Origin of the sequence: Microbacterium sp. AK009 (genome assembly GCF_013410955.1) — a bacterium.
In the GTDB taxonomy this organism is placed as follows: domain Bacteria; phylum Actinomycetota; class Actinomycetes; order Actinomycetales; family Microbacteriaceae; genus Microbacterium.
In genome coordinates this window covers 113,622-133,771 of record NZ_JACCCG010000003.1, presented here as the reverse complement: position 1 = coordinate 133,771, position 20,150 = coordinate 113,622, and the positions used below count along the sequence as shown (strand labels likewise).

At 64.5% G+C, this 20,150-nt stretch carries 18 protein-coding genes; 1 reads left to right on the top strand and 17 read right to left on the bottom strand.

The window, feature by feature from the left end; all coding sequences use genetic code 11:
• Positions 1–5 precede the first annotated feature (5 nt).
• From HDC37_RS07220 to HDC37_RS07165, 12 genes are all read right to left on the bottom strand, one after another.
• Positions 6–788: a hypothetical protein gene (locus tag HDC37_RS07220; RefSeq protein ID WP_179559743.1), complete on the bottom strand. Its 783-nt coding sequence runs from the start codon at positions 786–788 to the stop codon at positions 6–8.
• Positions 785–1,786 carry a Gfo/Idh/MocA family protein gene (locus HDC37_RS07215; RefSeq protein WP_179559742.1) on the bottom strand — a complete coding sequence of 334 codons (1,002 nt, stop codon included), beginning with the start codon at positions 1,784–1,786 and terminating at the stop codon, positions 785–787. The genes HDC37_RS07220 and HDC37_RS07215 overlap by 4 nt, the downstream gene beginning before the upstream one ends.
• Positions 1,779–2,642, bottom strand: coding sequence for an ATP-binding cassette domain-containing protein (locus tag HDC37_RS07210; RefSeq protein WP_179559741.1), 864 nt, complete (start codon positions 2,640–2,642; stop codon positions 1,779–1,781). Before HDC37_RS07210 ends, HDC37_RS07215 begins: the two co-directional genes overlap by 8 nt.
• Positions 2,639–3,637, bottom strand: a complete 999-nt coding sequence (locus HDC37_RS07205; RefSeq protein ID WP_179559740.1) for an ABC transporter ATP-binding protein — start codon at positions 3,635–3,637, stop codon at positions 2,639–2,641. Before HDC37_RS07205 ends, HDC37_RS07210 begins: the two co-directional genes overlap by 4 nt.
• Before the next feature lie 5 nt (positions 3,638–3,642).
• Entirely contained in the window at positions 3,643–4,473 is an 831-nt protein-coding gene (locus HDC37_RS07200) for an ABC transporter permease (protein WP_179559739.1), read from the bottom strand.
• Positions 4,466–5,413, bottom strand: a complete 948-nt coding sequence (locus HDC37_RS07195; protein WP_179559738.1) for an ABC transporter permease — start codon at positions 5,411–5,413, stop codon at positions 4,466–4,468. Before HDC37_RS07195 ends, HDC37_RS07200 begins: the two co-directional genes overlap by 8 nt.
• 51 nt (positions 5,414–5,464) lie before the next feature.
• Positions 5,465–6,889: an ABC transporter substrate-binding protein gene (locus tag HDC37_RS07190; protein WP_179559737.1), complete on the bottom strand. Its 1,425-nt coding sequence runs from the start codon at positions 6,887–6,889 to the stop codon at positions 5,465–5,467.
• A 279-nt stretch (positions 6,890–7,168) separates the two neighbouring features.
• Positions 7,169–8,185: an aldo/keto reductase gene (locus HDC37_RS07185; RefSeq protein WP_179559736.1), complete on the bottom strand. Its 1,017-nt coding sequence runs from the start codon at positions 8,183–8,185 to the stop codon at positions 7,169–7,171.
• Positions 8,182–9,255: a Gfo/Idh/MocA family protein gene (locus HDC37_RS07180; protein ID WP_179559735.1), complete on the bottom strand. Its 1,074-nt coding sequence runs from the start codon at positions 9,253–9,255 to the stop codon at positions 8,182–8,184. The genes HDC37_RS07185 and HDC37_RS07180 overlap by 4 nt, the downstream gene beginning before the upstream one ends.
• A 1,001-nt stretch (positions 9,256–10,256) precedes the next feature.
• A complete protein-coding gene (locus tag HDC37_RS07175) occupies positions 10,257–11,048 on the bottom strand; it encodes a CPBP family intramembrane glutamic endopeptidase (protein WP_179559734.1) in 792 nt (263 codons plus the stop codon).
• A 77-nt stretch (positions 11,049–11,125) separates the two neighbouring features.
• Positions 11,126–11,497 (bottom strand): hypothetical protein, encoded by a 372-nt coding sequence (locus HDC37_RS07170; RefSeq protein ID WP_218869477.1) that lies wholly within the window; start codon positions 11,495–11,497, stop codon positions 11,126–11,128.
• Positions 11,497–12,009, bottom strand: coding sequence for a hypothetical protein (locus HDC37_RS07165; protein WP_179559732.1), 513 nt, complete (start codon positions 12,007–12,009; stop codon positions 11,497–11,499). The genes HDC37_RS07170 and HDC37_RS07165 overlap by 1 nt, the downstream gene beginning before the upstream one ends.
• A 166-nt stretch (positions 12,010–12,175) precedes the next feature.
• On the opposite strand from HDC37_RS07165, the gene HDC37_RS07160 reads away from it, so the two are divergent.
• On the top strand, positions 12,176–13,024 hold the full coding sequence (locus HDC37_RS07160) for a MarR family transcriptional regulator (RefSeq protein WP_179559731.1): 849 nt from the start codon (positions 12,176–12,178) through the stop codon (positions 13,022–13,024).
• Between the two features lie 594 nt (positions 13,025–13,618).
• Here HDC37_RS07160 and HDC37_RS07155 read toward each other — a convergent pair.
• The 5 genes from HDC37_RS07155 to HDC37_RS07135 are packed head-to-tail and all read right to left on the bottom strand — an operon-like array spanning position 13,619 to position 20,125.
• Positions 13,619–14,911 (bottom strand): FAD-binding protein, encoded by a 1,293-nt coding sequence (locus HDC37_RS07155; protein WP_179559730.1) that lies wholly within the window; start codon positions 14,909–14,911, stop codon positions 13,619–13,621.
• Positions 14,911–15,474 (bottom strand): RpiB/LacA/LacB family sugar-phosphate isomerase, encoded by a 564-nt coding sequence (locus HDC37_RS07150; RefSeq protein ID WP_179559729.1) that lies wholly within the window; start codon positions 15,472–15,474, stop codon positions 14,911–14,913. Before HDC37_RS07150 ends, HDC37_RS07155 begins: the two co-directional genes overlap by 1 nt.
• 4 nt (positions 15,475–15,478) lie before the next feature.
• Positions 15,479–18,187, bottom strand: coding sequence for an alpha-L-rhamnosidase (locus tag HDC37_RS07145; RefSeq protein WP_218869475.1), 2,709 nt, complete (start codon positions 18,185–18,187; stop codon positions 15,479–15,481).
• Complete coding sequence (locus HDC37_RS07140) at positions 18,174–19,073, bottom strand: sugar phosphate isomerase/epimerase (RefSeq protein WP_218869473.1); 900 nt, start codon at positions 19,071–19,073, stop codon at positions 18,174–18,176. The genes HDC37_RS07145 and HDC37_RS07140 overlap by 14 nt, the downstream gene beginning before the upstream one ends.
• A 38-nt stretch (positions 19,074–19,111) precedes the next feature.
• Complete coding sequence (locus HDC37_RS07135; protein WP_179559726.1) at positions 19,112–20,125, bottom strand: NAD(P)-dependent oxidoreductase; 1,014 nt, start codon at positions 20,123–20,125, stop codon at positions 19,112–19,114.
• Positions 20,126–20,150 lie beyond the last annotated feature (25 nt).

Genomic DNA, 20,150 nt, shown 5'->3' with positions numbered 1-20,150 from the left:
CGCGCTCATCGCACCACCGCCCGAAACCGCTCAGCATTACCAGGGTCGTGGATTGCGGCCACGTCGTCGCACCGCGCAAGGAAGGACGCCATCGCCCGCCGTGCGGCGGCGGCGTTCTCGGCGATGCCGATCGGGCGGCCGGTCTCGAGATTGCGTGCGAAGAACGCGGTCTCAAGGATTCCCACCAGCCCTTGGGGGGTCGACACGAGCACCCCGGCCGAACCGGGGTGGTGGCCCCCGGTCACCTCGAACCGTATCCCCGGGCGGATCTGCTCGGCATCCGCGACAAGGCGCAGCCGACCCTCAATCGCCAAGATGCGCAGGCTGTCCCATGAGGCCGCGGTGAAGTAGAACTCGGGTGCCGGATGGCCCGGGGGGTCGCCCAGGAACTCGTCGACTCCGGCGCGCGCCAGATAGAAGGTGGCGTTCGGCAGGAGCGCCGCGTCAAGGCCACCGGTGTGGTACGTGACGGTCTGCGTGAGGGCGACGAATGCGATATCGGCAGGGTCGATTCGCGCGTCCTCGAGGATCTGCGCCAGCGTGCGCATCGAACGGAATCCGGTCGTGTCCCCGAAGGCGCGATTGGTCGCGCTGAGCGCATCAGAGTCGGCGCGATCCGGCGGCAGACCGGTGTCGATGAGGCCGATTGTGGTGCCATCGGTGACGATCCACACGTAGAAGTGCAAGTCGTGGAGTGTGCTGTCGTTCTCGCCGAGCATGATGGCCCACCCCGGTGTCGCGAGTACCCCCGCACGCTCCGCCCGGATCGAATAGGTGTCGGGGGTCATCGCCACCCCCTGTCGGCCACGGTGGAGATCCAGCCGCCACCCTCCGCTGATGCAACGGCGGCCTCTGCGAGCAGCGCCGCCCGCCGCCCCGCTGCAAGTCCAGGCAGGCCTGAGTCATTTCCGCGCGTGCCGGCGGCGAAGGCGGCAAGTTCGGCGACGAGCCAGTCATCGTGGAATGACTCTTCGGTGGTCCCGGCATCGGTCGTGACGATCAGTCGCCGCGACTCGTCGAGCTCGAGCACGCCGTGGGTGCCCTGGACGGTGAGCGCCACCCGGGGCGGGGCGTCGTAGCCGACGCCGAACGAGAGGGCGGACGATGCCACGAGCGCTTGTCCAAGTCGCGCCGCGATTACCGCCGACAACTCCGCGTCGTGTCCGTCCGGCGCAATACTTTGGGCGCAGAGGCCGGTGACATCGCGGTCGAACAGCCACTCCCATCGATCGAACACGTGGTGACTCTGCAGCTGTATCACCCCACCGCCTGCGCTGCGGTTCCAGTACCACGCCGGTGCTGACCGGAACGCCTCGACCACGGTGTCGGAGACGAAGTACGGCTCCCCGATGGCCCCGGAGCGGATGACGTCGCGGGCGCGTTGCCACTCGCCCCGGAACCGATAGCTGAACCCTGTCATCCAGAAGCCCCCAGCGTGGCGCGCGGCGCGAACCACATCGTCAGCCTCCGCCGACGTCGCAGTGAGGGGCTTGTCGACGAGTACGTGAAGTCGCTGCACGGCGGCCTCCACGCAAGCGTCCCGGTGCGCGGCATTGGGCAGCCCGATGTACACCGCGCTGGCACCCGTGCTCTCGCAGGCGCGCGCAAGATCGGTGAAGGCGCGCGCGCCAATCCGGTCCCCCACAGATCGAGCTCGTTCCCCCTCGCGGTCCACGACGGCCACGACCGTCACACCATCAAGCGACGAGGCGGCGCGCGCCACGCGCTCACCCATGATTCCGGCACCCCAGACCGCAAGCCGGAGCACTCCGTCCTCGTCAATCATCGATGGCCCCTTCCTCGCCCGGCAGCGCAGGGGCGAAGCCTCGCCGCACGAGCGATGCGTGCGGATCGGGATACGCGGTGAGCAGTGCCCGGGTGTACTCATGCTGAGGATCGGCGAGCACCGCCCGGGTGTCGCCGGTCTCGACCATGCGTCCGTTTTTCATCACGATCAATCGGTCAGCGAGGGTGGTGAGCACAGGAAGCTGGTGCGAGACGAAGATGACCGAAATCCCCGTCTCGTCGCGGAGGTCTAGGAAAAGGTTGACGATCTCGGTCTGCACCGACACGTCCAAGGCGCTGACCGCTTCGTCCGCGATGACGAGCTTGGGGCGTGGTGCGAGCGCTCGGGCGATCGCGACCCGCTGGCGCTGACCACCGCTGAGGTCTCGCGGCATGCGCTTGGCGTATGAGGCGGGCAGCCGCACCTTGTCGAGCAACTCGGCGACGAACCCGGGTGCGCGCGCGTCGGGCACGCCATGAGTGGTGCCCGCCTCGCGGATCGCGTCACCCACCTGCATCCGAGGGTTGAGCGACGAGTACGGATCCTGGAACACCACCTGCAACAGTCGGCGCGCGGCACGCAGTTGCGAGCCCTTCATCGACATCAGGTCACGGCCGTCCAGCCATACCTCACCAGCGTCCGCGTCGATGAGGCGGGCGACACACTTGACGGTCGTGGACTTGCCACTCCCCGACTCGCCCGCGATCCCGACGATCTCGCCGGCGCTGAGATCGAACGACACGTCGTCGACGGCCCTCAGTCCGTACGGTCGCGGCCGCCCAGGCAGGCGCAGGCCGCGCGGCCGGAAGGTTTTCGTCAGCCCTCGCACCGAAAGGACGTGCGCGTTCACCGTCATCGATGGCTCCCTTCGAATGGGCAGGCGCTCGTGTGGGCAGGACCCACCGGGAGCAGTGTCATTGAGACGTTGCGGCACTCCGGCCGCGCAAACGCACACCGCGGCGTGAAGGGGCAGCCACCGTCATAGCGAGTCGTGCCCAGCGGCGGTCCCGGGATTGTGGGACGTCGGTACCCGCGCTCTGGGACGGTGAGCGTCGGCACCGCCGCGATCAGTGCCCGCGTGTACGGATGCTGGGGGCGCAGATACACCTCCTCGACGGGTCCTGATTCCACGACGTACCCGTCGTACATCACGGCAACGTCGTCACACATCTCCGCGATCACCCCGAAGTCGTGCGACACCAACAGGATCGAAGACTCGGTGTCGTCCTTCACCCTCCGCAGCAATTGCAGGATCTGCGCTTGCGTGGTGGTGTCCAACGCCGTCGTAGGCTCGTCCGCGATCAGCAGCCTGGGTTTGGCACCCATCGCGATGGCGAGCATCACGCGCTGTCGCATTCCTCCGCTGAGTTCGTGCGGGTACATCCTCAGCTTCGCGGCGGGGTCCGGGATGTCGACCTCGGCGAGAAGCTCGATGGCCCGTTTCGTCGCCCCTCGGTCGGGAAGGCGCAGCGCGAGCCGAAGCGCCTCGACCATCTGCGAGCCAATCCGGCGTGTGGGGTTGAGCGACGAGAACGGGTCCTGGAAGATCATTCCCACTTCGGTGGAGCGGAACGCGAGCAGGTCGGGGCGGTCCAGTTCTAGAACATTGCGACCGTCGAAGGAGATCCGCCCGGAGAGCACATGGCCGGCCTCGGGCAGCAGCCGCATGATCGCACGGCAGGTGAGGCTCTTGCCTGAGCCGGACTCGCCGACCAAGCCGAGAATTCGGCCGCGTTCCAGGCGCAGGCTCACACCGCGGACCACCGCGACCGCTTCGCGCTGCTTATCGCCGAAGCCGATGCGGAGGTCCGCTATCTCGAGCAGGGGTGCACCCCGGGTGTCGTCGGCCACGCGCCTCACCGTCCCTTCCGTCGGCCGGAGAAGCCATCATCGATCAGGCCGACCCCGACGCCTAGGGCGATCAGGATCACGGCAGGCAGTGTCGAGATCCACCACGCCGACAGCAGATAGGGCTGGCCGCCGGCGATGATGGAGCCGAGATCGGCTACGGGCGGCTGTGTGCCGAAGCCGAGGTAGGACATCGCTGCGAGCACCACCATCGCGGCGACGACGTCCATCGTGGCGAAGGTGAGGCTCGGACGGATCACGTTGGGGATCACGTGGCGGAAAATGATTCGCGGCGAAGAGTAGCCGAGAGAACGTGTGGCCATGATGAACTCGTGCTCTCGCAGCGAGAGCACCTCCGCCCGCGCGATCCGCGCGTACACGGCCCAGCCGACGATGATCATGCCGACCGCGACGCTTACCGTGCCGACGCCCAGGATCGCGACGGTGGCGAGCACCACGACGATGAAGGGAATGGCGATCGCGGTGTCGACGACGCGGGACACGAAGGCGTCAAACCAGCCTCCTACATAGGCGACCAGCGCTCCGACGATTGTGCCGATCGTCACCGTGGCGACGGTGATGAGGACTCCTGCAAGCAGCGAGATCTGTGCACCGACCAGCGATCGAGTGAGAACGTCGCGGCCGGCGGAGTCGGTGCCCATCCAGTGCTCGAGAGACGGCGGTTCGAGCGCGGCGAGAACGTCGGGAGCGTTCGGATCCCACGGCGACAAGAGCGGCCCGACGACGGCCGCAATCACAACGAAGGCAACGATGGATGCCCCGACCGTGGTCTCCGCGGACCAGGTACGGCGACGGGCGCGCACGAGTGGCTCAGCCATTGCTGATCGCGCTCCTGATTCTCGGGTCGAGTGCGGCTTGTATCAAGTCCGCGACCAGGCCTGCCACGATGACCACCGCGCCGGCAAGGAGGGCGAGGACCTGCACGACGGGGTAGTCACGGCGCTCTACGGCTTGGACGAGCAGCGAGCCGAGTCCGGGGATGCTGAACACCTGCTCGATCACCGCGGTTCCACCGATCAGGAATCCGATGATAACGGCGACGACCGAGATCGTGGGGGTGACCGAGTTGCGCAGCGCGTGCCGGGTGATCACCCGAGCCTCGGAGTAGCCGCGCGCCCGCGCGGCCTCGACGTACTCGGTGTCGAGGACGCGCTTCGTGCTCGCACGCAGCGTACGCAGCACGACCGCGATGAGGGAGAGAGCGATGGCCATGGCGGGCAGGGTCAGGGTGCGCAGCGCGCCGAGGAATCCCGATTCGTATCCCGAGACCGGAAACCAGCCGAGCTGGATGCCGAGCACCAGGGAGAGCACGAGTCCGACCCAGAAAGCCGGCATGGCGAAGATCGCCGTCGCCAGGATTCGCATCGAGAAATCCGTCACGGATCCCGACCGGATGGCGGCGATAAGTCCGAGCGTGGAACCGATCACGACGGCCAGGAGCAGGCCGTAGGTGATGAGGTACGCGCTGGGCTCTATGCGCGAGGCGATCAGGGTCTGGATCGGCTGTCCGAATGTGACCGAGTCGCCGAGGTCGCCGGTCAAGATTCGGGCGAGGTACATCCCGAGCTGTGTCAGCACGGGTTCGTTCAGGCCGAGACTCTCGCGCACCGCTTCGACGTACTCGGGTGCTGCGCGTTCGCCGAGCATGATCTTGACCGGGTCACCCGGAACCGCCTGCAGGATGAGGAAGACGACGATAGCCAGACCGAGCAGCTGCGCGAGGCTGAGCAAAAGCCTCCGGAGGAAGTAGAGGAGCAAACCCCTACCTCCCCCGGAGTTCGTGGACGTGTGTCACGATGGCGCGAACTCCTAGCCGGTGACCCAGGTGTTCGTGAACGTGCTCTGGCTGATGGGGTTCGTGGTGAACCCGCAGACGCCGTCACGGTGCGCGCTCACGAGCGGCAGGTTCAGCACGTTGATCGCGGGCTGGGCCTCGAGCATCGCCTCTTGGATCGGCGGCCACAGCGCTGCGCGCTCCTCCTCGTCGATGGTGCCGGTGAACTCGAGCACCATCTCCTCGATGGCAGGATCGGTCCACCAGGTGAAGAACCCGTTGGTGCCGCCGGGTACGGCGTAGAACTCCGCGAACTCGTCCGGAATCGGCACGTCGCTTGCCGCGAACGAGTACGGCAGCATGATGTCGTATTCGCCGCCGGTGAAGTTCTGGCTGAGGGTCGCCTGATCACCGGGTACGAGCTCCACCGTCACCCCCAGTTCTGCCCACGCGCCCTGAAGGACCGCGGCGAGACTCTCAAAGGCGGCGTTGCCGCTCGGGTACTCCAGGGTTGCCTCGAAGCCGTCGGGGTAGGCCGACTCGGCCATAAGTGCTTTGGCCTGCTCGAGGTCGTAAGGCGTGGGCGCGATCTGGTCTGCCCCGGCGTCGAACCGCAGGCGCGGCAGGATGCTGTTGGGTAGCTCACCCTTGCCGAAGTAGATGTTCTCGTTGACGCCTTCGCGGTCGATCGCCAGCGACAACGCTTGGCGGACGTTCTGGTCGGCGAATGGTCCGCGCTGGTTGTTGAGGGACAGCAGGATCCAGGAGGGGATCTCGAATTCCTCGAGGGTCACCGCCGCCTCGCCTTCAAGCGCCTCGACCTGCGACCACGGCACGTTGTCGACCATCTGCACGTCACCCGAGCGCAGGGCGAGCACGCGGTTGTTGTCGTCGGTGATGAACCGGAACTCGATCTCGTCGAGCAGCGGTCCGGCTTCGTCCCAATACTCGGGGTTCTTCGAGAAGCTGATCGAGGAGCCCTTCACCCATTCGTCCAGAACGAAGGGACCGCTGCCGATCGGCGCGTCGAAGAACGCCTCGCCGGCCTCTTCTGCCTCCGCCTCGGGCAGGATCGCGGCCGTGACCATCGCGAGCGAGTAGAGGAATCCACCGATGGGCTGGGACATGTTGACCTGAACGGTCGACTCATCGACGATCGTCGTCGATTCGTATCCGCGCGCAAACGAAGCCCACTGACTGACCTCAGGATCCGACCAGTTATCGAGGGTGTACTGAACGTCCTCGGCGGTGACTGGTCGCCCGTTGGAGAACGTCGCTCCATCGCGGATGTTGAACGTATACGTCAGCCCGTCATCGCTCACGGTCCACTCGTCGGCCACACCGGGGACGATGTCCTGCGTCGCGCCAGTCGGATCCATCCGCACCAGTGTCTCGAAGATCATGTTCAACGCCTCGGTGTCGCCGAATCCTCCGGGGGTGGCGTAGGGGCTGAGCGACAACGTCTCATTCTGTTTTGCGACGGTGAGTGAGCCGCCCGCCTGCGGCGGACCTTCGCAGCTGGCCGCCTCGTCTGTCGGGGCTGTGTCGTCGGAGCCTCCGCTCGCGCAACCAGCCAGAACAACGGCGACTGCAGCGGCGGCGGCGAGCGCGATTGATGAACGAAACTTCACGGTGCCTCCTCGGGTGTGGGTGTGAGGTTGGTTCATGTTCTTGAACTCAGGTTCACATTTGTCGAAAGCTAGCATCGACGAGTCGTCGCCGCAATAGTTTCCAGGCGATCAGGGCTGGGCCTCCGCGTCGGTCCTGGGTTCGGGAACGACGTCTACGGAGCGGCTGCTGCGACATCCGACTATTCGAGCGATCGACCCAACTGCGATGAGCTCGCTGGACCAGGCGATGAGAGGGAGTTGGCCCTCGACAGCGATCTCTCCGGGACCTGTGGGAACACCGGTCGGGGCAACCACTGTCCCCACCCGGCCGACCAGACTGCACCCAGGACCGCACGCCCGTGCTGCCACTCTGACGGTGCTCAGCGCATCGATTGCACGCCGTTCGTCCTCATCGAGCTCGAAGCCCCACACATCGAGGTTTTCTTCTATGCGACGGTCACTGTCCGTCCTGGGAATGGCCACGACGCCATGGTCGATGTGCCATCGCAGAAGTATCTGTGCCGGCGTGACTCCACGCCGTTGCGCGGGTGCCACCAGGGCCAGATCATCGAGATCGGCCAGGCGCAACCCACTGAAGCCCTCCAGCCGAATACCTCGGGCAGTCGTATCTCGCAATCGAACGGGGTCGAAGAGCGCCGGCGCCCACCTCACCTGATTCACCGCAGGCGTTACACCGGAGGACGCGATGATGGCGTCAATCTGGCTGGTTCCGTATTCGCTCACGCCGATTGCGCGGGCAAACCCTGCCTCGCGCAGTCGGATCAGACTCCCCCAAAGCCGTTCGGACAGGCCGGGTGGAGGCGGATCATGGATCAGCCAAAGGTCCACATAGTCGGTGCGCAAGGCGGCGAGACTCGCCGAGATGATGTCATCGACGCGATCGACGTCACGGGACAAGATCTTGGTGGTGATGAAGACGTCTTCTCTCGGCAATCCGCTGTCGGCGATTGCCCTGCCTATGAGGTCTTCGTTGCCATACTGCTCCGCGGTATCGATGTGTCGATATCCGACATCCAAAGCTGTCCGTACCGAGTGGTACGGGTCTTTCAGCGACCACGTCCCGAGGCCGATCATCGGCATCTCCACGCGCGGAGCGATCTCCGCAGTTGGCATCGTCGCACTCATGGCCGGAAGGGGTTGTTCCGGATGTCCACAGGGGCTTGGACAGCGATCGATTTCTCCATCGCGAGAATCAGCCGAGTGACGGCCAACCCGTCGAAACCGTCGACGGAAGGTGGCACCCCCTTTGCCACCGATGAAACGAAATGCCTGATGCTCGACGTCGCGAACCCCACAGGCTCGCCGAATACCTCTAGGTAGGCGAACGGATCGAGGTAGGACGTTTTCTCAGCCCACTGCTCGACGACACCACTGTGGGACCCATCGATGTGAAAGGTCCCCCGAGATCCGATCAGCTGCACTTTCATGTCGAAGACGCTGGGAGACGACTCCGGAAGAATCCAACAGTTCTCCAACGTCGTCACCATTCCCGACTCCCACTCAAGCGTCGTGAGGTAGAAGTCTGGAGTTGCAAGGCCGCGAGCGGCGAGAACGGACTGCCGAGCCACTGTTCGTACGCGCCTGATGCAGTCGCCTGCTCCGCCGGCGTAGGCATCGCGAGCATCGAAGAGCCACATGAGGTTGTCCAGACAATGGGACGCGAGAAACCAGGCGACGGTCGACTGCGCTCCCCAGGACAGCATCTTCGTCGGAACGTAGATCGTGTCATTCGCCCGGTAGTAGCCAAGCTGCACGTCACCAAGGTCGCCTTCCGTGACCGCCTTTCTGGCAAGCTGCATCACTGGGCTCCAACGCTGCGAGAAGTCGGTCATGAGGAAGACCCCGCTCTCCTCAGCTGCCGCGATCACCTGCAAACACTCGTCGACCGTGGTTGCCAACGGCTTCTCAACGAGCACGTGCTTCCCCGCCCTCGCTGCGGTAATCGCGGCGTCGGCATGCAGATGATCTGGCAATGCGATGGAAACCGCATCCAGATCGCAAGTGGCGAGCATCTGCTGGACGTCGGTATACCCGTTGCATCCGAGCTCGGCAGCCATGTCTCGGGAGCGATCAGGCCGGAGATCGCAGACCCCCGTGAGCTCCGCCCCATCCATCGCGGCGTAGGTCCGCGCGTGTAACGCGCCATAGACGCCCAATCCGATCACGCCAACCTTCGCCTTCGCCTCATCTGGCACAGCGTCACCTCTCTGTGGGAGCGCATCGCGCCCCCTCGGACAGGCCTTCCGCAGGCCGACAATGACACGCGCTGCATTTCATATATCTGAACAAAGGTTCAAATGTGTGATAAAGTTATCGGCACCCTCTCCTGCCCCGCAAGACTCGAAAGCGGTTCGCGAGACCGGGGCTCCGTCACCGCCCGACAGGCCGTCCGATTCGCAGGAGTCTGCGCCCCTGGGTGCATGAGGTGATCGATGGGAGGTGACGGAGAGATTCCAGGGTCTGAGCAGGTCCGCGCAGGAGCCCCGGCCTGGCGTGACCTGATGGCGACGCGGAGAATCTCGCTGCGCGCAACCTTCTGGGGCGGCAGCACCCCCGCCACTAGCGCACCAAATTCTGGCCCTTCGCGCGGCGCTTCTCGCCCGCAGAAGCCCTTGGTCCCGCGCATCCCGCCTCCACGGCACCGGGAAGAGGAATCGCCCTCGCCCAACGCGGTCGATTCGCCCGACACGGAAGCGGCGATCAAACGGCCCGACCGGGACTTTCTCTCTCCGATCGGGCGACGGTGTACGCGCCTCTGCGAGCCAGAATCGGATAACCGGACCTTTCCCGATTCTCTCCCACGGACTGAGCGCAAAGCCGAGATCCCCGGTGCGACGAAAAGGTGTCGCACGCGATGCGCGACGCTCTTGCTCAACCCCGCCGAATCAAATTCGGAAACAGCCTCTGACCACGGATTTATGGTGGTGTCGGTGGGATTCGAACTAATGGACTCGGACGTTTCGGGGATGTGCGGGGACGTCGAGACTTGTGTTCACGCGGATTTCGAGGTTTCGGCGATGTGCGAGTTAGTCGAGTGGCAACGCGGACATTCCCACGGCTTCAGCCGGAGCGCCGGAAGGTCGAGCTCCCCGTGACGAGCTTCCTCGTGGATGCCGCACCGGCTCATCAGCAGGGACTCGTCGATTCTCACGCCAGGCAGACGAGAGCTGCGCACGTCTCGCCACCCCTCGCCCTCTCAGACGCGCGACCCCTCCCCCGCGCTGATGCGCTCGTCGGCTCCGCGGATGACGAAGGCGACGCCGATGAACGCCACGACGATGGCGACGATCTCCAGGACTCCGCCGAGGACGACGAATGGTGCGGGTGTTCCGTGGCTGGCGCTGAATGTGGAGAAGTCCCAGAGCCCATGAAGGACCATCGCCCAGATCAGGCTGCCGGTCACACGCCGCAAGATGTAGAAGATCGTGCCCGCACCGAAGGCGAGGGCGACCTGCTGGAGCGTCGGTCCGACCGCCTGACCCGAGAGGACGTTGACGAGGTGCATGAGGCCGAAGAGGGCCGAGGTGAGAAGCCAGACCCAGACCTCGGAGAGACGACTGCGCAGCCCCACGAGGAGCAGCCCGCGGGTGGCGAGCTCCTCGGTGAAGCCGACGAGTAAGAGCACGATGGCGGCCGCGAGGAATGCGACATCGAACGCGCCCCAATCGGTGGACGCGAGGTTGACCACGAGTGCGACCACCATGATGATCGCGGCGACGATCGGCCACTTGTGCGCCGAACGGTGCCGGTCGAAGAGCGCCGGCTGCCACCATCCGAGCAGTGACGTGGTGAGCGCGAGGAGGACCGCACCCACGATGAGGGAAAGACCCGCACCGAGGAAGAGGTTCGCGCCGCTGTCACCCAGTGCGGTGTACGGCACCCCGGAGAGCTGCTGAACGATGAAGACGACCGCGACGTAAGCGACGTAGATGACGAGGCCGATCCACACCCTCGGGCGGACTCGGTAGCGCTGTGCGATGTCGGGCATGGAGTTTCTCCTTGGATATGGCGGGGCGGAAGACGCCCGTCACACCGAGGCGAGTCGGCGTGACGGGCGGGCGCAGGTCACTTGCGGAAGTACTCGTTCGCGCGGGCCGTGTACAGCAGCGCGAGTCCGATGATCGCGACGATCGCCGAGAGGATCGGTGCGACCAGGTTGGCGGGGTTCGCCGCGACTGCGAAAATTGCGGTCAGCAGCTGGAGCGCGAAGGAGATGGTCACCAGGATGCGCGCGACGTTGCTTCCGCTGAAGAGGAAGGATGCCACAATCGCGGAGAGGATCCCGACGATGATCCCGATCCACGCCGCCTCCATCCCCACCCCATCCGGGCTGAGCACCCGAGTGACGACAAGGATCCCGGTGATGATCTGCAGGGCTGCGCCGATCCACGCGAGCACGGCGATGAGCACCACGCCCGCGGGGCGCTTCCCGGCCATCACGCCGCGCCTCCGTTCGCGTCCGTCGCGCGCGAGCCATCGGGTTCGACCTCACCCAGGAGATCCTTCAACCCGAGACCGCCGATGGTCTGGGCTTCGACCTCGAGCGTCGTCTTCGTCGTGGTGTCGGTCAGTCCGATGACGAGGACGGTGCCGCGTCGATGCTTGCTGACCTCGAGGTTCTTCCGCTCGATGTGCGCGACGGGGTGCAGGTTCTTCCAGCCGCCTACCAGACCGGTGCTCTGCCTTCCGAGGACGTAGAGCCGCTCCGGAGAGAGTGCGAGCACGAGCGAGGGGTAGCTGCCGCGAGATGCGGCACCCACGCGTTGCCCGATGATCCCCCCGGCGACGCCCCACGCCGTCGGATTGCTGCCGCCGGCAGCGACTCCCGCCGTCGCCCCCACCACTCCGGCGAACGTCGACCCCCGGGGCATGACCACGGCGACGTCCAAGATCTCATCGTCGGGGATCGCCGCTTGGGCGCCCTCTCGGGCGTGCTCTTCTCTCGACATTTCGGCGCCTCTCCCACAGTTCGGCCGCCGACGCGATCGGTCGGGCACCTGGCCTCGGCATGAGGCTAACTCAAATCAAGACATCTTTGAACCGTCGCGCCAGCGATCCTGCACACCATTCGCAGATGCCGGACTGCTTGAATGGATTCTCTGGGGTAGGTGAGGGATGGATGCTGCGGCGCAAGCCCGGGCGATGGGGCTCCTCGGGCGTTTCAACGATGACCTGACCCGGGTCTTTGACGCCGCTTTCGGTTCCCGGTGGGCGGAGATCGAGACGATGGTCGCGCTCAGTGCGATCGCGGCCGAATCCCATCCGACTACCCGACGGCTGGCAGCGATCACGCGGATGAATCGGCGCGCCGTCTCGCGGATGCTTCTCCGGATGCGCGAGGAGGGCCTCGTCACCACACGGCCGTCCCACAAGGACAGGCGTGCGGTCGAGGTCGTCTTCACCCCCGACGGTGAGCGGCGGGCGGAGGTGCTGCGCACCTCGATCGTGGCCTTCTTCCTCGACAGCGCGGAGATCGCCCACGAGATCAGCGCCGGGCTCGCGTCGGCGGAGGAGCGGTTCGAGTCGAATACGTCGTCGGACGCCATGCCTCTTCTTCTCCGGGTGTGCGAGGCCGGCGTGAATCTCGTACGCACCATGCCCGACGCCGCAAGCCAAGGACACCTCGCCGCCCGCCAGCGGGCTGCCCTCGTACAGATTGCGTCCATGGGTGGCGTCCGTCCACACGACCTGGCCACATCTCTGGCGGTATCTCGTCCAGCTGCCTCGTACATCGTCGACCAGCTCTGCGCCAAGGGGTACGCGGTCCGTCTCCGTGACGTCATACCTGAGGACCGTCGCGCCGTCGTCGTTCAGGTGACCCCCGAAGGCATGAGCGCCGTCCAAGCCGTGATGCGAGGGATCGCGGAGCAGAGCGCGTCGCTCGCTCGACTCTTCGCCGAAGTCGCGGCCTTTGAAGTGGCCACCGCACTGATCGATGAGCGGACTCAGATCCCTGGTCGTTGAGGAAAGATCCACGAACACGCGATCCGCACCCGTTGTTTAGATCCAGGGAGCCCTTCGCTACACCGGCACCCCCTCGGGAGCCCGCCGAAGGAGCATGAGAGACTGACGAAGGAGCAGAACCCGACCGCAGGTTTTCGCTCGAATCCGCCCCGGCCGGGACTTTTTCGCGATCGAGGGCAGGTCCTCACCCCTCTCTGCGAGTGAGAAGCGGGACATTCGATCTGTCCTCATTCCTTCCCACGGATCGAGCACGAAACGGGCGAGAAACTCGGCCAAATGAGAAAAGCGCCGCGGATGGTGCGCGGCGCTCTTGCTCAACTTCATCGAATAGAAGACAAAGTTACCCTTGATCGGGGATTTTTGGCGGTGACGGTGGGATTTGAACTCAAGCCGCGGGGCATTTCAAGAGTGTGCGGAGGCGTCGACGCCTGTGTTCACGCGGGTTCGGAGGTTTGGCGAATGTGCCCGCAGCCGTCGATCGCGACAGGATCTTTCTCACGGGTTACCCGCGGTGATGCACACACTGCGCGATGGCGACTACCTGCCCGCCATCACGGTCGCCGAGGGCAAGATCACTCGGCGACGCACGGGAGTTTATAGACCCAAAGACTCAATAGTTGAGTTCGCGAACGCGCCCCTGGGGTCGTATCGAGAGCGAAGGGAACGAAACGGTTCGGCCATCGGCAGGTGTCGCGTTACCTCATCAGCTGACAGACTGTGGATTTTTCCTAGATGCGGACGCGCGCCGAGCGGCACCAGGTGGCGTTCGATCTCTCGCACTGCTTTCCAGACTTCTTCGCGGTCAGGCTTCCACGTGAAATGGAAGCCGGTGACGTCCGTCCCATACGCGTACGACAACCAGTGATCATCGCCAGAAACGATCCGAACCTCGTTGACGAGGAGCACCTGCCGGAAGGAGGCGGCACAACGCCGCAGCTGTTCGAGCGCTGCCGAAGATTGGGCGCGAGGAACGAAATACTCCGACTGCAGTTCGGCGCCGCGAGCGGCCGTGCCACCGATCCTGAAGTGAGGGAGGCGGTCGAACCAAGGACCGACTACCCCCAGCTGTTGTGTGCAGGTCGAAGCGGATACGCCTCGGACCGGATGACGCGAGCGGGCTGCCCGACGAGCCCCGAAAAAGCTCATCGGAAAACGTCCCACGCCACCGACTTTCCGCTTAACCAACAGTGAGTCGACAAAGTTCGGTCGACTCCACGAGTGGAACAACGAAACGCTGTAGCCGCTCGCCATCAGCCCGTCGAACTCCTCCTGGGCACGCTCGAGGGGCAGGTCTTCATAGACTCGCTGGCGAATGTCGTAGGTTTCAACGAGGTTGAGCTCGATCGATGTGACGACCCCAAGGCTACCGAGACCGACGACGACCCCCGCAAAGTCCGGGTCCCCACGCTGAACACGGACGAGCTCACCGTCGCTTCGTATCATTTCGATCGCGTGAACGCTGTCAGCGAGAGATCGCTGCCCCTTTCCCGAACCGTGCGTCGCGGTTTGTATTGCTCCGATCATCGATACGTCGGGGAGAGAAGGGAGGTTGGCGAGCGCGAAGCCGTTCCGGTGGAACATCTCGACGACGTCCGAGTAGCGAAGCCCCGCCGACACGCGAACGCGACGCGCTGCGGGGTGGAGCTCCACGATTCGCGGCAGGCGGGTCAGGTCGAGCTGGAGCCCGTCCGTGTCGGCGACCGCGCTGAAGGAGTGCCCAGTGCCGATTGCTTTGACCTTTTCGGCGCCGGCGATGATCTCCTGTAGTTCATCGGTGCTTGTCGGTGACGCGACCTTTCGCGCTGAGAACCGCACATTGCCCGCCCAGTTGGTGCGGCGTGTTTCGCCCGAGGTTGGGCTCGCGCTGCGGCGCTTCGTCAACGCCATCAGAAGGCGAGTCCGCGGGGCTCAGGTCCCAGGTTCACTTCGCCTGCGTTGGTGAGGCGGAAGCCGTTGGCCTTGAAGGCTCCGTAGTCGAAGTCTTCACACTCATCGAACCCGAGCTTGTGATACTCGTAGAACCCGTCCCATTCCTCATAACCGTCTCCGAGCGCGTTTTCGAGAAAGGCATCGGCCATCGCCTGCGCGAGGCGGTGTCCTGTGAAGAAGGCGCCGATCGCTAGGAGGTTTGCGCCGTTTGCGGTCGACGCCCTTCTCGCGGTGGCCACGCTTTCGCAGACCGCTGCATGAACGTGAGGACATTTGCTGGCGGCGATGTGGATGCCCATCCCGGAGCCGCAGAAGGCGAGCGCGCGTTCGAATTCGCGTTCCGCAAGCTGAGCGCCTAGCAGGAATCCGACGCGGTGATACATCGGCAGATTCTCTTTCTCAGGAGTGAGGTCGGCTACGGTCCATCCGCGATCCTCAAGATGTCTCTTCACGGACTCTTTGAGCGAGAACCCCGCGAAGTCCGCGCCGACGACGACGTGCTTGTCTTTTGCTGAGCGCATCCCCTCATCCCTTCAATTTGTGAACGACGAATCGATAGCGACCAGAACCTACTTCCAGTCGAATTCCGGCGTCCTCCCGCCTCGCCGCTCGTACTCCATCGAGCGGGGTCGGTGGCCCGACCTCGATGACGCGACCTCCTTCGAGGACCGTCGATTTCTCTGGGCAGGGGAGGAGGATGGAGGCTGTACTGTTCGCTGGAATGTCGATGTCGAACACCGTTGCGCCGGATCCAACGGTCCAGCTCGAGCCAACCAGCCCGCGCACCGTTTCGAGACGACACTCCACGCTGCCCACCGACTCGGCGAGCTGAGGTTCGATGAGAAAGTGACCGAAGCCGGCCCGATCGGGTGTGGGTGAGATGCCGCCGAGGAAGCGGTAGAACCAGGAATCGACTGCTCCGTACATCGGATGATTATGGGAGGCCATCGCAGCGAGCGGACCGCCAGTCACGTGCTCCCAGCGCTCCCAGATCGTTGTTGCGCCTTTATCGATCATGTATCCCCAGCTCGGATACGTCCTCTGCTCGAGGAGACGCATCGCAACATCTGTTCGTCCTGCCCGACCCAAGACATCCATCACGAACTTGGTGCAGAGGTTCCCGGTCGTCAGATGGTAGCCGTGGTCCGCAATGTCGCGAACGAGGTTGTCCAGGACGGCGTCTTCGTAACCGGTCGGAACGATGCCTGTATAGAGAGCTATCGAATTCGACGACTGATTCCCTGATCCGTACGAGCCGGCGTGCCGGTCGAAGTACCGCTCGTTGATGCTCTGCCTGACGCGGTCCGCTTCGCGAAGGTAGTCGGTCTCGTGTTCTGATCTGTCTAGCGTGCGCGCGAATTGCGCCATGAGTTCGAGGTTCAGGAAGAGGAAACAGGTCGAGATGAGCCCGCCCGGTGTCTTGGCGGAGACGGCGCCGGCTCCGGCACTCCCCGCCACAGCCTGCTCCACGGGGGGTGCCCAGTCGCCGATCTCGGATTGCAGGATCAGGCCCCCCTCCCGGAGGGACGCGAGGTAGGTGACCCAGGCATCCAAACGCTCATAATGGCGTTCGATCCAACGCGTTTCTCCGTAGTGCATGGCAAGTAGCCACGGCACGAGGAGGAAGCTGCTCGAGACCGGGTCGGCGGGGCGATGACCGAAGCGAACATGCGGGGCCGTATCAGCGATGGCCCCCGTCTCTGCCCCCTGCGTGTCGAGGATGTCGCCGAACCACTTGCCGTAGAGCCGAGCAAGGTTGAAATTGTGCACAGCCTCTTCCGCGCGGACCGTCATATCGTTGAGCCACGCGAGGCGCTCGTCGCGTTGTGGGCAGTCCGTCGGGAGCCCGTGCAAGTTGCTCGCCTCCGTCCACACGATGTTCTGGTGAAGGCGGTTCAGCAGGTCGTGGTCTGACCGGAAGCTACCGGTCTTCGACACGTCGCTGCGCACAACCTGTCCGAGAATGTCTTCCGCGCCGAACGAACGCAGAGCACCCTCGACCTGCACATAACGGAACCCGTGATACGTGAACTTCGGTTCGTGCCAGCGCGGCGAATCATCCGAGACGATGAACCGATCAGTTGCGGCCGCACTTCGAAGATTCACGGTGTTGACGTGGCCGTCATCGTCCAGGAGCTCGGCATGTCGAAGCGAGATCTCGGCGTCCGGCTCCGCGTCGAGACGAATCCGAACCCACCCCGCGAAATTCTGTCCGAAGTCGACGACGTGGGTTGTGTCAGATAAGCGTGTCACCTTTGCGGGAGTGAGGACGTCCACGACCTTGATCGGTTCAAGCGGCTGAGCCTGCAGCCGCCCTCCCGGCGCCTCCACGATGATCGCGGAGCGCCAGCGCGCGCCGGTGCTGAGGTGTGCCACACCCGGTTCTGCCCACCCAGGAATCTCGCGCCGAGCGTCGTAGGTCGTTCCACCGTAGATGCTGTGATCCACGACGGGGCCGTCGACCGTTGTCTTCCACTCTCCACTGCCGTCCGTAGCGATGACCTGCTGGGAACCGTCTGCGAGGTCGAGGCGAACCTCGAGGATGAACTGCGGACACAGCTGGCTCGCGACCGGTGAGGGGAAGGGTTCGAACCACCCGTTACCGAGCGCGACCCCGACGACATTCCCCCCCTTCCGTAGTAGCTGCGTCACGTCATGGGTGACATAGAAGATGCGAGATCGGTAGTCCGTCCATGCCGGGTCCAGAACCGCATCCCCCACAAGTACGCCGTTCACCCATAACTCGTGATAGCCCAGTCCGCTGACGTAGATCCGTCCTCGGACCACCCGCTCCGACAGGGTGAACTCCCGACGGAAGAGAGGCGACTGCACGGTCGGGGTCTTGGCGACACAGGCGATCCACTTCGCGACCCAGTCGCCCTCCTGCAGAAAGGACGTCTCGAAGGTTGCGACGGCGCTCTGCGCCTCCTCCCCCACGTCGTCGCGAATCTGCACGGACCACGAATATCCCGTCGTGCTGCGCAGCGGCTTCCCGCCGTACTCAACGCCGAGCTGAACGTCACTCTGCAGCCAACCGGTGTCCCATACCGTGTGCGTTCCGCGGTCACCGCCATCTTCCTGAACGATCAGCCGGTACGCCGACTGCACCACCCCACGTCGACCTGATCGCAATTGCCAGGAGAACCGGGGCCTCGGCTCGTCGATCCCGAGCGGGTCGACGGCATGATCAGTCCGGAGATCGCCGACCTCGAGAGCAGGATCAGCCGCGACCATTGACAGGGCCCACAAGCGGACGCAGCGTGTCGCGGGCGATCTCCAGACCACGCTTCACTCGATCAGGAGTCCCACCCCATACGGGATCTTCGTGTTCGATGGCGATGTGGCCGGTGAATCCGCCCTCGTCCAGTGCATCGATGACGGCGAGCCAGTCGACTTGGCCCCGACCGGGGACGCGGTACCGCCACCAGCCCACATCCCATTCGCTTTCGCGCTTCCGTGTCTTCCCGAAGACGCTGAAGCGAGTGCGGGCAGCTGGGTCGACTTCTGTGTCCTTCGCCTGCGCGTGGATGACCTTCGAGACGTACGGCCGAACCGCTTCCACGGGGTCTATTCCTAGCCAGATGAGGTGTGACGGATCGTAGTTGAGGTAGAAACCCAACTCGAACATCCACTCCCAGAGCTCGGGCGAGTAGGCCAGATTTCCCGGGTAGCCGTCGGGGTGCCATCCCTCCATCGGGCAGTTCTCCACGACTAGCGACACTCTCCGCTCGCGAGCGTACGTGACAAGCGGAGGAAGGGCGATCTCAGCATCGCTGAGGTTTTCCGCGACGGAACGCGTGACATCGCGTCCGACGAACGTCCCCACATAGGGCACGCCCAGGAGCGCTGCCGCGTCGATGCAACTGCGCAGATGCGCATGGACGCGCTCGCGGACGGCTGGGTCGGCGTGGAGGTTGTTCTCGTAGTACCCGATTGCGGAGATCTCGAGCTGGGCGTCGGAGAGGGAGCGCGCGATCTCCTTCGCTGCGGCCTCGTCGAGCCGGGCCACGTCGATGTGTGACGGACCTGAACCGTCGGTCGGCCACGCCGACACTTCCAAAGAGTCGAAGCCGGCGGACCCCGCCCAGAGCACGACCTCCTCAAGAGAAGCCTGAGGCATGCAAGCGGTGACGAATCCAAGTTTCATCGAGTCTCCAATTAGGCGTTGGTCAGCAGAGTGACGAGTTCACGGGCAGCCGGCTGCAGTCGCCGAGGGGGCAGGCTTCGTGCGAGCAATTCGACGTCGTCGACGACCAGTCGACCGAGGTCCCACATCCCTTCGCGTACCGACCCGGCCCGGTGGGCAGACAAGACGGCGGACTGCAAAGCTCGGATCCGGTGATCGGCAGGTAGCGGCTCCTCGGGAAAGACGTCGATACCGGCGCGGAATCGACCCTCCGCGAGAAGGTCGGTGAGTGCTTCGAAGTCGACGACGTGGGCTCGGCTGATGAGGAGAAGCACCGCATCCGGGGCGATCATCTCCAATCGTCCGCGATCCAGCAAGGCGTTGTTGTCAGAACTCGGGGCGGCGAGAACGAAGATGAATTTGGACTCCTCTAGGAGCTGGTCGAGCGGTTTCGGGGTGACGCCGCGCGATCGCAGATATCCGTCTCCGAGCCAGGGGTCGTAAGCGCTGATGCTTCCGCCGAAGGGGATCAGGAGCGGATGCAGCGCCGACGCGATGCCGCCGTATCCGATGATGCCTATCGGCTTGTCGAAGAGCATGAAGGTCGTCTCGTTGCCGCCATGCATGTATGCCTCGCGACCCTGCCTCATCGCTTGATCGCCTATTGCGATCTCGCGGCATGCGGCCAGAGCGAGGCCGAGGGCCATCTCCGCCACTTGCCGTCCAAATCCTGGCGCTGCTGTCAGGACGTGGATCCCCCGACGGAAGGCTTCCTCGTAGTCCAGGCCGCGCGGCAGTCCACCGCCAACATCGATGATGGCTCGCAACCGAGGGAAGCGATCGCGAAGTTCGCCGTACCGCCACTGGGAACAGATGAGTATGTCTGCATCCTGCAAGACCTGAGCTGCCTCGTCCTCCGGCATGGGTGCGTCCTTCGCCCAGAGCACCGTGACGGTGTCGTGGAGGCGGGCCAGATCGTCGGACGAGAAGATCTCATCGATCTTGCGGCCGTACATATCGACGAGAGCACGGGGTTTTGCTGTCATGGAGTTCGCTCCTGTTGATTAAGAG